The organism is Vibrio sp. NFR (genome assembly GCF_027587095.1).
Classification (GTDB): domain Bacteria; phylum Pseudomonadota; class Gammaproteobacteria; order Enterobacterales; family Vibrionaceae; genus Vibrio; species Vibrio harveyi.
In genome coordinates this window covers 346,982-362,996 of record NZ_JAPPTN010000006.1, presented here as the reverse complement: position 1 = coordinate 362,996, position 16,015 = coordinate 346,982, and the positions used below count along the sequence as shown (strand labels likewise).

Annotated in this window: 15 protein-coding genes; 4 read left to right on the top strand and 11 right to left on the bottom strand. The window is 46.5% G+C overall.

Features of this window, described 5'->3' with window-relative positions:
- Positions 1-15: 15 nt before the first annotated feature.
- The 4 genes from OH463_RS14425 to dnaQ form a co-directional block, all read right to left on the bottom strand.
- Entirely contained in the window at positions 16-408 is a 393-nt protein-coding gene (locus tag OH463_RS14425) for a DUF1353 domain-containing protein (protein ID WP_017189238.1), read from the bottom strand.
- A gap of 41 nt (positions 409-449) precedes the next feature.
- Entirely contained in the window at positions 450-956 is a 507-nt protein-coding gene (locus OH463_RS14420; RefSeq protein WP_269991517.1) for a nucleotidyltransferase domain-containing protein, read from the bottom strand.
- A gap of 472 nt (positions 957-1,428) precedes the next feature.
- Positions 1,429-2,679 (bottom strand): TIGR03503 family protein, encoded by a 1,251-nt coding sequence (locus tag OH463_RS14415; RefSeq protein ID WP_269991516.1) that lies wholly within the window; start codon positions 2,677-2,679, stop codon positions 1,429-1,431.
- 11 nt (positions 2,680-2,690) lie between these two features.
- Complete coding sequence (gene dnaQ / locus OH463_RS14410) at positions 2,691-3,410, bottom strand: DNA polymerase III subunit epsilon (protein ID WP_038899081.1); 720 nt, start codon at positions 3,408-3,410, stop codon at positions 2,691-2,693.
- A gap of 58 nt (positions 3,411-3,468) precedes the next feature.
- Here dnaQ and rnhA point away from each other — a divergent pair, with 58 nt between their 5' ends.
- Positions 3,469-3,933 (top strand): ribonuclease HI, encoded by a 465-nt coding sequence (rnhA, locus tag OH463_RS14405; protein ID WP_005446139.1) that lies wholly within the window; start codon positions 3,469-3,471, stop codon positions 3,931-3,933.
- Here rnhA and OH463_RS14400 read toward each other — a convergent pair.
- Positions 3,930-4,685 carry a class I SAM-dependent methyltransferase gene (locus OH463_RS14400; RefSeq protein WP_005446141.1) on the bottom strand — a complete coding sequence of 252 codons (756 nt, stop codon included), beginning with the start codon at positions 4,683-4,685 and terminating at the stop codon, positions 3,930-3,932. The two genes, rnhA and OH463_RS14400, sit on opposite strands and share 4 nt — an antisense overlap.
- 39 nt (positions 4,686-4,724) lie before the next feature.
- On the opposite strand from OH463_RS14400, the gene gloB reads away from it, so the two are divergent.
- The 3 genes from gloB to OH463_RS14385 all read left to right on the top strand — a co-directional run bounded on the left by gloB (position 4,725) and on the right by OH463_RS14385 (position 8,005).
- Positions 4,725-5,483, top strand: a complete 759-nt coding sequence (gloB, locus tag OH463_RS14395; protein WP_009703865.1) for a hydroxyacylglutathione hydrolase — start codon at positions 4,725-4,727, stop codon at positions 5,481-5,483.
- Positions 5,484-5,735: 252 nt separating this feature from the next.
- Positions 5,736-7,322 (top strand): lytic transglycosylase, encoded by a 1,587-nt coding sequence (locus tag OH463_RS14390; protein WP_005446145.1) that lies wholly within the window; start codon positions 5,736-5,738, stop codon positions 7,320-7,322.
- Positions 7,319-8,005: a YIP1 family protein gene (locus OH463_RS14385; protein ID WP_029789634.1), complete on the top strand. Its 687-nt coding sequence runs from the start codon at positions 7,319-7,321 to the stop codon at positions 8,003-8,005. The genes OH463_RS14390 and OH463_RS14385 overlap by 4 nt, the downstream gene beginning before the upstream one ends.
- Positions 8,006-8,028: 23 nt before the next feature.
- On the opposite strand, the gene OH463_RS14380 is transcribed toward OH463_RS14385, so the two are convergent.
- The 6 genes from OH463_RS14380 to dnaE all read right to left on the bottom strand — a co-directional run bounded on the left by OH463_RS14380 (position 8,029) and on the right by dnaE (position 15,950).
- Positions 8,029-8,880 carry an endonuclease/exonuclease/phosphatase family protein gene (locus OH463_RS14380; RefSeq protein ID WP_069217974.1) on the bottom strand — a complete coding sequence of 284 codons (852 nt, stop codon included), beginning with the start codon at positions 8,878-8,880 and terminating at the stop codon, positions 8,029-8,031.
- A gap of 230 nt (positions 8,881-9,110) precedes the next feature.
- Complete coding sequence (gene glnB, locus OH463_RS14375; protein WP_005436810.1) at positions 9,111-9,449, bottom strand: nitrogen regulatory protein P-II; 339 nt, start codon at positions 9,447-9,449, stop codon at positions 9,111-9,113.
- A 219-nt stretch (positions 9,450-9,668) separates the two neighbouring features.
- The gene (locus OH463_RS14370) at positions 9,669-9,983 is read right to left on the bottom strand and encodes a c-type cytochrome (protein WP_005446152.1); all 315 of its coding nucleotides are present in this window, start codon (positions 9,981-9,983) and stop codon (positions 9,669-9,671) included.
- Positions 9,984-10,044: 61 nt separating this feature from the next.
- Positions 10,045-11,376 (bottom strand): tRNA lysidine(34) synthetase TilS, encoded by a 1,332-nt coding sequence (gene tilS / locus OH463_RS14365; protein WP_269991515.1) that lies wholly within the window; start codon positions 11,374-11,376, stop codon positions 10,045-10,047.
- A gap of 87 nt (positions 11,377-11,463) precedes the next feature.
- Positions 11,464-12,423 (bottom strand): acetyl-CoA carboxylase carboxyl transferase subunit alpha, encoded by a 960-nt coding sequence (accA, locus tag OH463_RS14360; protein WP_005446156.1) that lies wholly within the window; start codon positions 12,421-12,423, stop codon positions 11,464-11,466.
- A gap of 47 nt (positions 12,424-12,470) precedes the next feature.
- Entirely contained in the window at positions 12,471-15,950 is a 3,480-nt protein-coding gene (gene dnaE, locus OH463_RS14355) for a DNA polymerase III subunit alpha (RefSeq protein WP_038899076.1), read from the bottom strand.
- Positions 15,951-16,015: the final 65 nt, after the last annotated feature.

The following is a 16,015-nucleotide window of genomic DNA, read 5'->3' as shown; positions in this document are numbered from 1 at the left end:
ACCAAGAGAGCCTAGCTAGACAGATAAAAGATCCGGTTTGGAAAAACATCCACCAAACACTCTGACTCCGTAATAGATGTAGGAAGCCCTAAAGTTCGACATGCCGTGTTCGAGACATATTTGACGTAGAAGCCTATCCGCTTGCTCTCGACTGCTTTGCGGCAATACTTCCTCCCTCATGAGCTGGTACAATGCGTCATGCACCAAAGACGCCTTGAGGATGTTTTGAGTATCAATCGCTGGGCCACTCGCTCCATCCCATGAGTAACCTTTCTTAATCGTCAGCACCCCTTGCTCGGATAGGCTGAGAAACGGGCTGTCAAAAGGCTGCGCGAGGGCGATACCGGTTTCAATCTGTTCTTCGGAATGAAGGTTATATTTGTACGTCCGACGTTTTTTGTACTTCATAAACACCTCCTAGTCACCAAGCGTCCTGTAAGACACTATACCTAGAGCTTGTCTGTGAGTTTCTTGAGGTAGTTTTTTGCCAACTCATTGTTGTCGCGACTCAGCCATTTTATACAGTCAAACAGCTCCCAAATCAGACCTTGGTCTCCACTTGTATAAACGGGAAAATCTTCGTGCTTTGGGGCTGGCTCATCGGTTACTAACTCATCGATGATATCAGCTTTATCGAATAGAACTTTGAAGGGTCTTGAAAGTTGGAAAGGTTCATTAAGATCCAAGCAATGAATCTCTGCACTGGTCAGATCGTTAAAGATGTACTTTTTAAAGCAAGCATTCTCATTGTGATCGCCTTCAAGACGATAGAAGATCTCTTTGCCTTCCTCAAACAGAGCAAAGCAAGGTGTGACATTTTTATGGAAGTTATTTTTGGTAAACACGATAACATCCGCATCCGATACACGATCCCCTTTTCCTGAAGACAATGAGCCAAGCAATACTGCGGCTACCACCTCTTCTTCGTGCACAAAAGCGTTGCATGCAGATTCCACTAGCGCTCTTTGCAAAGGTAAATGATCTAGATTTAATAATTTGATTGTCACAACTAAAGTCCTCAATTTAAACGCAGCACACAATGTAAATATCAGTTTTTAAACCAAAGTACACCCAAGTGACTTCAAGATACAGGATTCAGAGCGTTGTCATTGATTCGAGAGTAAGGAAAACAACGCAGTATAATAGCCAGCTCTTCCAAGTTGTTTGGTGCAGCCATTGGTTTAATAAAAAAGCGAGTTCATGACACACTCTCAAAGGGCACTCTTTACAAATAGTAAGGGCCTTGGCTTGTATACTTTGTTGCCGATTCTTGATTTAGAATCAAGATCTTTAAATCGCCGCAGCGTCTACACATCAACTCATTCTCGCTGAACCGAGTATCTGAGGTTACTTGGGTATAAAACTCTAGTAAGACGATCTAACAAAAACGGAGCCAATCGGCTCCGTTCTATATCTCATTTCTTTGCCCTACTTCTTAGGGACTTCCAACTGCATCTCTGGCATAGCTTGACGCTTGGCTTTTACCTTGCTCCATATGATCCAGAATAGCACCACTAGAATCAGTACGATGACGTTTCCGATACCTATGATGATCATGCTGCGCTTACGTTCCGCCTCGCGCTCAGCAATGATGCGTTTTTCCATTTCAATACGACGCTGCTCAGCGAGTTCCGCCTCTTTCGCGACACGAGCCGCTTCAAGATCCACCTCTTCAACAACACTAAATGACTGTTCTTTGATTGGGAAGACTAATGAACGCTTAGTCGCTAAGTCAGTTGCAAACACCTCACCGTGCCATGAGTATTTACCTAGCTCTGGATCGTTGTCCATTTTGAGCGTGGTTTTCGTGCCATCAGCCGACACTTGACCTTGGCTATAACTGATAAAACCATCGGGCGCTTCCTGCTCAATGTTCACCGCAATAGAGCCCGGAGTGATCATGCCTTGTTCACCACTGACCACCAGCTGATGCGGTTGGTCTGCATGACGTGATTGAATAAAGGTGCGCGTAATTGGCGATGGATAGACCAACACGATTTGTTCTTGCGCTCTCAGGAAAACCCCGTTACCTGATGTAATGCGTGCGCGGTACTTACCCGGCTCAACATCAATTGGTAGCTGAACCGTAAATACACCATCACCTGCTTTTTCATCCAAACCACGACCATCATCGGCAAACTCACCGATCACCATAGGTACTGGTCGCGCTTCTTTGATCAGTTCGTCTTCATTCTCAACAAATTTGGTGAAGGTGACGCGCAGATTGACGCGGTCTAGAAAATCTCTCAATACCAACGGTTGATCGTCTGAGGTTAAACGCGCGGTGAACTTAAGCGCCTCACTGTGGTAAAGGCGATTAGGGAACACATCGGTACTCAGCTTGAGATGTGAAATCAGACGGATGTTGTTTTTAGGAGTGACCTTACCCACAGCCTGCCAAGGACCTGGCATTGGGTTATCAATCGATATGATGTCCAGAGAAGGCTCTTGGTACCAACGTACATTGTCGTAGGTACCCCATGCATAATATTTTTTGCCATCAGGACGGACAAGAACAACGGGATGAGAGCTCTGTTCGCGATAAACCAGAAAGGTAATTTGTTCGATGGTTGGGTCGACACGAAATCGGTTATCTAACAAAGACATGGCGGACTCGCTCGCAGAAAACGCGAAACAACTCCAGAACGCTAAAATAGCGACTGACAAAGCCCTCAACATAGTCTCTCCTATTACTGCCAAATACTGTCGTTCACCAGTTCCAATCTTTTCTGGTGTGCTTCTACTTCATCGGCAGTTGCACGCAAAACCTTTAGCGCTTTTCTTCCTTCAACACGACGAATACCTTCTGCACCGCCGTCACTCTTGTTAGCGTTGAATTCTAGGCTTGTTTGTCCACCAGTCATCAGTAGGTAAACGTCAGCTAGAATCTCCGCATCGAGCAATGCCCCATGGAGCGTACGGTGTGAGTTATCAATGCCGTAACGTTCACACAAAACGTCGAGGTTGTTTCGTTTGCCTGGGAAGATTTTCTTCGCCATGGCAAGGGTATCAGTCACCTTACAGAAGTCATCCGTTTTACCGATCGTCGGATCGAGCATTTCAAACTCGTAATCCATAAAGCCGGTATCGAAGGGCGCGTTGTGGGCAACCAACTCGGCACCTTTGATGAAATCTAAAAACTCTTGGTGGACATTTGCATAGTCCGGCTTGTCGACAAGAAACTCATCGGTGATACCGTGTACTTCAATTGCATCTGGCTGAATGTCACGGTCCGGTTTTAGGTAAACGTGGAAGTGACGACCAGTTAGCTTACGGTTGATGATTTCCACGGCACCGATCTCGATAATGCGGTGCCCCATGTAGTGCGGGCCGCCTTCGAGGTTCATACCCGTGGTTTCGGTATCGAGTACGACAATACGATTATGTTCAGAATTGCTGCTGGTATTCATAAGGTTATGTGTGTCAGACTATGCTTTATTAAATGTTTCGGCTAATAGTACCAAAAATATGACCAAACACGTTGAGATTTTCACTGATGGATCTTGTTTAGGCAATCCTGGTCCAGGTGGTTACGGCATTGTTCTGCGTTACAAACAAACAGAAAAGACGCTAGCAAAAGGCTACACATTGACGACCAACAACCGTATGGAAATGTTGGCAGCAGTAGTGGCACTTCAAACATTAAAAGAGCCATGCCAAGTAACATTAACAACGGATAGCCAGTACGTGCGCCAAGGCATTACGCAATGGATACACAACTGGAAAAAACGTGGCTGGAAGACCGCAGATAAAAAGCCGGTAAAGAACGCCGATCTATGGCAAGCACTCGATAAAGAAACCGCTCGCCACCAAGTAGATTGGCACTGGGTGAAAGGTCATGCGGGTCATCGTGAAAACGAAATCTGTGATGAGCTAGCACGCGCAGCCGCAGAAAACCCAACCGAAGAAGATACAGGGTACCAAGCGTCTTAGTTTTTACCGCTTGAGACCTTTTTCACTGCACTGCCCTCTCTGTTCATCACGCCCAGTGGTGTTAACTTTCTCTTCAAGCGCCAATGCGGCTTGATCGGTTTGAGAGGGTACGTTCGTTTACGAGCAACGATATAGTACAAACTTCCTGCCGGTGATGCCCAATCGCCTAAGCTATTCTCTAGCCACGTCCACATAGTTTTGTAACGCGTCATAGGAAACAGCGCGTAACGGTCACAATGAATCACTTGATAGTTCAATACACCTAACCAGTCTTTGATACGGTTGGCGGTGAACATACGTCCGCTCCATGGTAAGTTGTTTCTGCGCCAAGGCAGCAAACTTGCTACACCAGTGAGACTGATCGGATTAAACCCCGTAATAATAAGATAACCATCATCCATCATGACGCGGTCAACTTCACGTAGCAACCGATGGGGATCACTTGCATAGTCAAGCTGATGAGCCAGCACAACAACATCAAAGCTTTTCTCTAAAAAGGGTAATTCGTAACCATCTGCGATGACATTATGCAACGGGTTCTGGATATCTACGTTGACTTGGTGTTGAATGTTACAACTACAGCTGGTTAGCTCACAGCTCAAGCCACCCAATTTCAACATGTGGTAACCGAACAGCTTCGGACACCACTCATCAAGGCGGGTTTGGATTGACTCAAGTACCCATGGACCATTGTTCATTTCTGACCAAGTCGACGGGTGCTGTAAAGTTTTGTTGCTGAGTGCTGGTTTCATTAACCACCTGACTATTAAAAGGGTGACGGAGAACGAATCGTGTTAGAGATCAAAAGCATACCCGCATTTAATGATAATTACATCTGGCTGATACAAAATAGCGACAAGCGTTGTGCGGTGGTCGATCCGGGCGATGCTAAGCCAGTGTTAGAATATTTGCAGGCTAACGAGTTAACTTTAGAAGCGATCTTAATTACGCACCACCACAACGATCACATTGGTGGCGTTCCAGATTTAGTTCATGCTTTTCCACATGTTTCTGTGGTAGGCCCAAAAGCGGAGCCTATTCCAACTTTAACCAATGCGATGGAAGAAGGCGACAAACTAGAGTTGTTTGGCGAAATCTTTATGGTACTTGGCTTACCAGGTCACACTCTGGGTCACATTGGCTATGTCGGTGACGGTAAGCTTTTCTGCGGCGATGTGTTGTTCTCAGCTGGTTGCGGTCGCATTTTTGAAGGCACACCAGAGCAAATGTTCGAATCCCTAAGTAAGCTTTCCAAGCTTCCTGAAGAAACCGAGGTATTCTCCGCTCATGAATACACCGCAAGTAACGTAGCATTTGCCCTTGCCGTTGAGCCGGATAATGAACACTTGCGCCAGTACCGCGACGACGTAAATCGCCTACGTGGGCTGAACATTCCAACTCTCCCGACAACGCTGCGTAAAGAGAAACTCATTAACCCATTCCTTCGTGCGACCAACGCGGAAGTTATTCAATCCGTCGCAAACCGTATTGAAAATAGCGATCCATGCTCGGTTTTTACAGCTCTACGTGAGTGGAAGAACGAATTTTAACCAATTTCTGCTTGTAAACTTGCTCGACGCAAGTATTATCGTGAGCTGATTTTCATAGAAGCGCCTCTGGCGCTTCTATTGCGTTTAGGGGCTGATATAAAGCAGTTTGTATTTCACCCAAACGCATACAGTAGCGGCTATGTGCCCTACTTTTAGTTAGTGTTACAAGATGTCTATTATCTTGCGACTGCCACGCACCTTAGCTGCGCGACAGGCAGGAGAAGATAAACAGGCCCTAAATAGGCTGAATCCATGCGTTTAAAGTACAGTTGGGCGTTGGCGTTATTACTTTCTGGCTGTCAATTGACTCAGTCAGATTCAACAAACACTCCAGCACCAGAAACCAATAAGTCCGAGCAAGCAGTAAAACAAGATGCAGCTCAAACGGACTCCGAGAAAAAGCAATCAATAGCAAAGAAATCTGCTAAAGAGACCCCAAAAGCCCTTTCTCCTCAGGAACAAAAAGATGTATGGCGACGTATCGGCATGCAACTTGAGATGGACATCCCAGACAACAAGAAAATTGCTTACTACCGCACATGGTATTTGAAGCACCCTAGCCACCTGCGCACCGTTTCAGAACGTGCACAGCCGTTTTTGTACATGATTACAAAACGCATCGAAGAACGTGGACTGCCAATGGAGTTGGCGCTTCTGCCTGTGGTAGAGAGCTCGTTTGATGCATTTGCATACTCTCATGGCAGCGCAGCAGGGCTTTGGCAGTTCGTGCCTGGTACGGGTAAAATGATGGGACTAGAGCAAAACTACTGGTACGACGGTCGTCGCGACGTGTACGCGTCAACTAATGCTGCACTCGATTACCTAGAGCAACAAAGCAAGCGCTTTGATGGTAACTGGGATCATGCTATCGCGGCGTACAACAGTGGTGGTGGTCGTGTATCAAGTGCCATTCGTAAGAACAAAAAGCTTGGTAAGCCAACAGACTTCTTCTCTTTGGATCTTCCAAAGGAGACAAGCAGTTACGTTCCTAAGCTCCTTGCTCTTGCCGACATCGTCGCTAACCAAGATAAGTACGGCATCGAGATCCCACCGATCCCAAACAAACCAGTACTGACACTTGTTGATCCGAAAGAGCAACTCGATCTTGCGATTGCTGCTGATTACGCAGGCATTGGCGTAAAAGAGCTACAAGGTTACAACCCTGCTTACAACCAATGGTCTACCGCCCCAGAAGGACCACATCAACTTCTTATTCCTATTGAGAAAAAGGATCAGTTCCTTGCCCAAGTGAAAAAGAACCGTGGTAAAGGGGTTAAAGTAGCACGCTACAAAGTGAAGTCTGGTGACTCACTCAGCGTGCTCGCTCAAAAGTACGGCACGACAACGAAAGTTATCCAACGTGCTAATGGTTTATCAAACAACAATATCCGCGTTGGTCAGTACCTGATGATCCCAACGTCAACAAAAGACGATTCTAAGTACGCTTTAAGTGCTGAAAATCGCCTCAACAAAATGCAATCTCAAGCTCGTGGTCAATACAAATTGACGCACACCGTCCAATCTGGCGAGAGCTTGTGGTCTATCGCGCGTGAGAACAAGGTCTCTCATAAATCCCTAGCGAAATGGAACGGTATGGGACCAAAAGACACACTGCGCGTCGGTCAAAAACTGGTGATTTGGAAGAACTCAGACAAAGGTGCGGTAATTCGCACTGTGTTCTACAACGTACGCTCAGGCGACACCATCAGTGGTATTGCAAGCAAGTTTAAGGTGAAGAGTAACGACATCGTGAAATGGAATTCTCTTCAAAAGCAGAAGTACCTGAAACCAGGTCAGAAGCTTAAGTTGTATGTTGACGTAACTAAGGTAAGTGTATGAACCCATCGAGTAACCCGCTTGTAATGTTGTTGGATATTTTCCGATCTCCAACATCGTGCTTCTTGGCGCTGTATCAGCGTGGAGGCTGGGGGTGGCAACCGTTCATCTTCTTGATGATCAGCCCATTCCTGTTTTGGGGTGCCTATTTCTCGAATGTGGATTTCACTTGGTTGAGTGAACAATTAACCGCTCAGTTCCAACAGATCGATCCTAAGCAGATTGAACTGTTGGAGCCGAACACGCTGATGGCAAGTGCCATTATCAATGACGTGTTTAACCGTTTTGCAACGCTACTTCTACTGTCGCTTTGGTTCCTTCTAGCGACAAAAGCGAGCAAACAACAATACGGTTACTGGAAATGGTTTGCCGCTTCAAGCGCAATTCTATTCCCTGCTGTACTGGGTGACATCGCCAGCTACGCGAGCCTACTTTTGAAACACGGTGAAGTGATGACTTACGCTGCAGACCTAAACAGTCTTAACGGTCTGTTGAAACTGCCGTTAACCAACGAATGGTCACATTTTGCAAGCTCACTACCGCTATTGCTGCCTTGGTACATTGTATTAGGTTATGGCGTGGTTCTAACTTGGACTGAGTTTGAACGCGGACAGGCTCTTGTGATTTCGAGCCTGCCTTGGATTGCATTCTACGTGATTTGGGCACTGTACATCGTTGTTACTTAAGTCCTCAAACGGACTTAACGCTGTCAGCGCTCATCGTTGAGCGTAAATGACACCAACAGTGGATTATGATCGGAAGCGTCGCTCTGCGGCGCTTTCGCATTTTTGAGGGTCAGACCACGATAAAAGACATGGTCAAGTGGCAATCCCGTAATGAATTGAGTTCGATCATCTTGGTTAAACTTAGCCTCTTGAAGATGCGCTTTTTGTAACGCCTTTTTCATCGCAGCGACACGTTCTTCACTCCAGCTATTAAAATCCCCAGCAAACAGAATTGGACCTTGGTGCTCCTTCAATACCATCTCTAACGCAGACAACTGCGATGTGTATTCTTCTGTGCCCACGGTAAAGTTAATTGCATGAATGTTCACGACTGCCAAAGTTTGACCATTGCTCAGTTGATATTTGCTGTACAGCGCAGATTTCGGCAAACGCAGCCACGGCTCTTTCGATGTATACGCACAAGCTCGGATTGGCGCTTGCTGAGCAATGCTAATCACACCAGCACCGCTGCCCAATGCTTTGAACGCACTGACTTGATTACTCACCCAATGCCCTTCTACCAACCAATTCTTAAACTCATCTGTTAAGCTCGCTTCTTGTAGAAGCAACAGTTGTTTATTGGCAGAAAACACATCCAATGCTTGTTGCCAGTTATCACGGTTCTGTTTATAGATATTCCACACCAAGACATTTAATTCACCGTCCTTATCGAGCGCTTGCGGTTTATCAAACTCCATACAACGGATGTTTTGAGTAATATTCGCCCCTGTTTGAGTAATAATTTGCGGCTGTTCTGGCACGGTGAAAATGACCTGAAAGCTCACAAACCCAGCGATAATGAGAAAAACTAACGCAAAAGCAAAACGCTGATACATAAACCTACCTAAACACAAAAATGTCACATATATACCCGAGTGGCTTCAAGATGCAGAATTCAGAACGTTGCTGCGCCTGCAAACCAAGTCACTTTCGTTGAACTACGCATCTCGAGGTTACTTGGGTATAAAATGCGAATAACAAAAAAGGAGCCATGCGCGGCTCCCTTTTAGCTTACTCAAATTTTCACCACATAATGAAGTGAAATCTTAATTCTATCTCGACGGAGTTAGATTGCGTCTTCGTCTTCTTCACCTGTACGGATACGTACTACACGTTCTACGTCGGTCACGAAGATCTTACCATCACCAATCTTGCCCGTTTGCGCTGTTTCGATGATAGTTTCTACGCACTTGTCTGCAACGTCTTCAGTCACAACGATTTCTAGCTTCACTTTAGGCAGAAAATCCACCATGTACTCTGCGCCACGGTACAACTCAGTGTGCCCTTTTTGGCGACCAAAGCCTTTCACTTCAGAGACGGTCATCCCTGTAATGCCTACTTCAGCCAATGCTTCTCGAACATCATCCAATTTGAATGGCTTGATAATCGCTTCAATCTTTTTCATGTTCATCCCTTAAGCTTCAATCGTTTGCGCATATTATCGGTTAGCGTCCCACAACATTCAATCCTTGTTATTACCAAGCGACTGAAAATCCTGACACTGATGGAGTTTATTTGACGAAGAACGCAACAAAATACAAGGTGACTGAGACCATACGTTGTGTTCGTCAATAGCAAAAAGCCAGAGCAAAAACTCTGGCTTAACGTAACTTATTGTTCGTACCTATTTTAAGCTAGCATAGTATGCCGCCAAGTTCGCAATATCCTCGTCAGAGAGCAAGTTCGCTTGTGCTTGCATCACAGGCGCAAGACCGCCGGTACGTTGACCCGCTTTATACGCTTTGATCGAGCTTTCAATGTATTGCTCGTTCTGCCCTTTCAGATTTGGATAACCCGGAATCACCGCGATACCATCCGCGCCATGACAAGCGGCACACACAGCAGCTTTCGCTTGTCCTGCCGCTGCATCTCCAGCAGCCAGTGCTTGCCCACTCAACATGGTTAGCGCCACCATTGCGCCCATGATTGTTTTCTTCATTGCTTCACCTAATCGTTTTTATTTAAGTATCTGTTTTTTATATTCGATATTGTGGCATGAATTACAACGACTTGCGCCAGATAAGTTCACAGTCTTGACCACTGAAAGCCTGATCAACAAACAAATCTCCAACGGCGACTACCTGATTTTGGTACATCAAAATCGGAATTTGACGACGTAGCCAACTTGGCACATTGTACTCTTGAAACAACTTTTTCAGCTTACGACTGTGATTCCGCGTGGTTGGGTGCGCAGAAAGCCCCTCTGGATTAAACGTCACTCTGAGCAGATCTGGCTGAGACGGTAACGCTATTGTCGCGTTATCTGAGCTTGTACTTAGCGTCAACTCTCCTAAATGTTCAGGCAGTACCAATCGTGTGTCGAGCTGAATTTCGCTGTGCCATGTTGTGACATCGACACTTTCTTTCACCCAGTAAAGACGATGTTGAAAGCGGCGCACTTCGCCTTGTTTGAGCTTGAGCTTTGGGTTGGCATCTTGTTGCGCCAAAGCGACTTCACTCCAAATCAGATTGAGTTGCACCTGCGTCGGCATGTTGACTGCAAGTTTTGCTAGCCACATTCGGATAAGCCTTGCCCGCGCGAGTTCACTGTGTTCATTGAGTGCTTCAATACTCACGCTGAGATCAGTTTGCAAAACACACTCAAATGCCGCTCCTAGCAGTTCATCCAACAAGGCTTCTTGTTGCGCGCATAAACTCGCACTGCGCTGAACGGCTTGATGGACACTCGGCCAACGTTCAGATAACTCAGGCACAATTCGATGACGGAGGAAGTTACGGTCGTAACGAATATCTTGGTTACTTTCGTCTTCTACCCAGTCCAGTTTTTGCTCTCTGGCTGCCGCTTCGATTTGCTCTCGTTTAACGGTCAGCAACGGACGAACTAATATGCCACCAACAAACGGCATGCTTTCAGCCATTGCTGATAACCCCTTTGGTCCACTGCCTCGTTTAAGTGCTAACAAGAAGGTTTCCACTTGGTCATCGGCATGTTGCCCTGTCAGCAATAAGTCACCCATTTGGATATGCTTTTCTAAGGCTTGGTAACGAGCTTCACGTGCCAACAACTCGATACTTTCACCGCTGTTGATGTCTAACTCAACCCGTTCAACCGTGCATGGAATGTTCACATGTTTTGCCCATAGCAAGCATTTGTCTGCCCAATCATCGGCATTCGAACTTAAACCATGATGAACGTATACCGCCTGACACCTGAGTAACTTAGATTCAGTTGAGTTCACTTGCTGATAACGACTGAGTAGCTCAAGTAGCAGACGCGAATCAACCCCGCCGCTAAACGCCAAGACAATCTTTGTATCTGGTTGAAAATAGCGGTCGAGAACTTGAGCAAAATGCGAGTAAAGCGATTCCATAAGCCATCCGATAGAAACAAAAAAGGGTTAGGCATATGCCCAACCCTTTCTATTTTATCTGTTATCTTGCGAGATATCAGCTAGCGCTTAGCAGTAACCGTAGTTCATTAGACGTTGGTAACGACGCTCTAGTAGCGTTTCGTGGTCTAGTTGCTCAAGGTCTTCTAGCTGACGAAGCAAGTTAGCTTTCATGTTTGCAGCCATTTGAACGTGGTCGCGGTGCGCGCCACCTAACGGCTCTTCAATGATTTCGTCAATAAGCTCAAGCTCTTTTAGGCGCGGAGCTGTTAGACCCATTGCTTCTGCTGCTTGAGGCGCTTTGTCTGAATCACGCCATAGAATTGAAGCACAACCTTCCGGAGAGATTACTGAATACGTTGAGTACTGAAGCATGTTTACGTAGTCACCAACACCAATAGCGAGTGCACCACCAGAACCGCCTTCACCAACAACGTTACAGATTACTGGTACTTTAAGACCAGACATCACTTTAAGGTTCTTCGCGATAGCTTCTGATTGACCACGCTCTTCAGCGCCAACACCTGGGTATGCACCTGCTGTGTCGATGAAAGTGATGATTGGCATGTTGAAACGCTCAGCCATTTCCATCAAACGCAGTGCTTTACGGTAACCTTCAGGCTTTGGCATACCAAAGTTACGTTTTACTTTTTCTTTGGTTTCACGACCTTTTTGGTGACCAATGATCATCACAGGACGACCTTCAAGACGTGCAATACCACCCACGATCGCTTTGTCGTCTGCGAACGCGCGGTCACCCGCAAGCTCATCAAACTCTTCGAATACGTGCTGAATGTAATCTAGCGTGTATGGACGTAAAGGGTGACGAGCCAGTTGAGCTGTTTCCCATGCACCTAGGTCGCTGAAGGTTTTCTTCTTAAGCTCTAGGCTCTTCTTCTCAAGCTGTTCGATTTCTTTATCAAGGTCAATTGCAGAATCACCACCGTGACGAGATACGTCACGTAGCGCTTCAATTTTCGCTTCTAGTTCTGCAATTGGCTTTTCAAATTCAAGAAAGTTTAGGCTCATCTATGAATCCTTTTTGACTCAGCGTCTTACGTATTGCGCTGAATTTTTTAGTTAAATTCGAGTTCTACTTGGCTCTTACCAAGTAACTGTTTTAAATCGTCTAGTAATGTATCACTTGGCGTTACTCGCCATTCGGTGCCCAATGTTAACCGCGCTCTGGCGTCGGCACGCTGGTAGTATACATTGACAGGTACGGTTCCGGCTTTGTGCGGTTCTAAAATACGAGTAAATTGCTCAAAGAATTTATCGTTAATCTGTTTAGCATCAATCGATACTGACAAACCACGTGCATATTTCTCACGCGCAGTACCCAGATCCATAACTTCACGCGCCGACATTTTAAGGCCACCATTGAAGTCATCAAAGCTGACCTGTCCAGAAACAACCAAAATTTTATCTTTTTCGAGAAGTTCTGCATACCTATCAAGCGCATCCGAGAACAACATCACCTCCATTCGACCACTTCGGTCGTCCAGAGTCATGATACCAATTCGTGTACCGCGCTTGGTTGTCATTACACGAGCTGCAATCACCAAACCCGCGACTGTCACGGATTGATCACGACGAGTTGGGGTTGCGTCTTTTAGTCGACAACTAACGTACTTATTTAGTTCCTTTATGTATGCGTTAACTGGGTGCCCGGTCAAATATAAACCGAGCGTCTCACGTTCACCCTCTAACCATACTTTCTCTGGCCATGCTGGCACCTGAGTATATTTGTGTTCCACCTCTTCCGGAGCATCGGTCAATACACCGAACATATCCGTTTGACCAAATGCTTCCGCTTGGTGGTGTTGGCTTGCCGCTTTCACCGCGTCATTAAGCGATGCCATTAGTGCCGCACGGTGTGGACCCAGTCTATCGAGTGCGCCTGCGTAAATCAGCTTTTCGATGACACGTTTGTTGACCTTTTTCAGGTCGATTCGCGCACAAAAATCAAATAGGTCGATGAAGTGACCGCCTTTGTTGCGCGCTTCCAAGATCGCATCGATTGGACCTTCACCCACACCTTTAATCGCGCCGATGCCATAAACAATCGCGCCATTCTCGTCTACGTTAAAGCGGTACAAGCCGGCATTGATGTCAGGCGGAAGCACGGTGAGCTTCATGCGGAAACATTCGTCAACTAAGCCAACCACTTTCTCAGTGTTATCCATATCGGCAGTCATTACCGCTGCCATGAATTCCGCTGGATAGTGCATCTTCAGCCATAGCGTTTGGTACGAAACCAGTGCGTAGGCTGCCGAGTGAGATTTGTTAAAGCCGTAACCCGCGAACTTCTCTACCAAGTCGAAGATCTTCATCGCCAACTCGCCATCGACGCCGTTGGCAATTGCCCCCTCTTCGAAGGTAGCACGCTGTTTCGCCATCTCTTCCGGTTTTTTCTTACCCATCGCACGACGAAGCATGTCCGCACCACCAAGGGTGTAGCCAGACAGTACCTGTGCGATCTGCATTACCTGTTCTTGATACAGGATGATGCCGTAAGTCGGATCCAGAATCTCTTTAAGCGATTCGTGTTGCCACTTTTCATCAGGATAAGAGATCGCCTCACGACCGTGCTTACGGTCGATAAAGTTATCTACCATGCCCGACTGAAGCGGCCCTGGGCGGAACAGTGCCACCAATGCGATGATGTCTTCAAAACAGTCCGGTTGCAGACGTTTAATCAGCTCTTTCATACCGCGCGATTCAAGCTGGAATACCGCAGTGGTTTCTGAGTTTTGCAGCAAACGGAATGACGCCGCATCATCCAGTGGAATCGATTCGATGCGAACAGGATCTTTGCCTTCACGTTCTAGACGCGGGTTAATCAGACCCAACGCCCAGTCGATGATGGTTAAGGTACGCAGACCCAAGAAGTCAAACTTAACCAGACCAGCGGTTTCAACGTCGTTCTTATCGAACTGAGTAACTGGGAAGTGACCTTCCGAGTCAGCATAAATCGGGGCGAAGTCTGTAATTGTGGTTGGTGAGATTACAACACCACCCGCGTGCTTACCGGCGTTACGTGTACAACCTTCTAGGATGCGACACATATCGATCAGTTCTTTAACTTCTTCGTCAGCATCATACAACTCAGGCAGTGCTGGCTCAGCTTTAAACGCTTTCTCCAGAGTCATACCCGGATCAGGCGGTACTAGTTTGGAGATGCGGTCTACAAAACCAAACGGATGCCCCAGTACACGACCTACGTCGCGAATTACCGCTTTTGCCGCCATGGTACCGAAGGTGATGATCTGTGATACCGCATCACGACCGTACATTTCTGCTACGTGATCAATTACTTGGTCACGTTTATCCATACAGAAGTCGACGTCAAAATCGGGCATGGATACACGTTCTGGGTTCAAGAAACGTTCGAATAGAAGGTCATATTCTAACGGATCAAGATCGGTGATTTTTAATGCGTATGCCACCAAAGAACCAGCACCCGAACCACGACCCGGACCTACCGGAATCGCGTTGTCTTTCGACCACTGAATGAACTCCATTACGATCAAGAAGTAACCTGGGAATCCCATTTGGTTGATTACGTCGAGTTCGATTTGTAGACGATCATCGTATTCAGGACGACGTTGCTTGCGCTCTTCCTCATCTGGGAATAGGAACTCTAGACGCTCTTCCAGACCTTCACGAGACTTCATGACCAAGAAATCAGTCTCTTCCATACCCTCGGTTGGGAAAGCAGGGAGGAAGTATTCGCCAAGACGTACTGTGACGTTACAGCGCTTGGCAATTTCGACACTGTTTTCTAGTGCTTCCGGAATGTCGGCAAACAGCTCGCACATTTCCTCTTCAGTACGCAGGTATTGTTCTGGGCTGTAATTCTTTGGACGGCGCGGATCTTCTAGTGTGTAACCGTCATGGATCGCAACGCGAATTTCATGAGCGTCAAATAAATCTTCGCTGATAAAGACTACTTCGTTGGTCGCGACTACTGGCAATTGTGTTTCTTCTGCCAATTCGATGGCAAAGTGCAGGTAAGTCTCTTCGTCGGAACGACCAGTACGAACCAGCTCTAAATAGAAACGGTCTGGGAAATATTCTTGGTAGAACGCTACACAGCTTTCCACCACTTTGCGGTTACCCTTAAGTAACGCTTTACCAATTTCACCATTTTTCGCGCCAGATAATACGATCACACCTTCTGACAGCTCGGCTAACCAAGCTTTATCAATCACAGGTTGGTGTTGTACGTGACCACGAAGGTAGGCTTTAGAGATCAATAAGGTCAGGTTTTTGTAACCTTCGTTATCTGCAGCCAATAGGGTCAGTTGCGTCAGTTCCTCACCAAACTCATCCGATTGCATTTTGAAATCTGCGCCGATGATTGGCTTCACACCACTGCCGTGCGCAGTGCCGTAGTATTTCACCAAACCACACAGGTTAGTGAAATCGGTCAACGCCATTGCAGGCATGCCGAGCTCGGCGACTTTCTTAACGAGCGGTGGAACTTTGTTGATACCATCCACCATCGAGAAATCACTGTGGATTCGAAGGTGAATGAACTTAGGATCTGACATTAACAGGTACCGTAAAACTAAATCTTATTTGGGATTCTAACCTAAAGCGGGCATGGTTTATAACA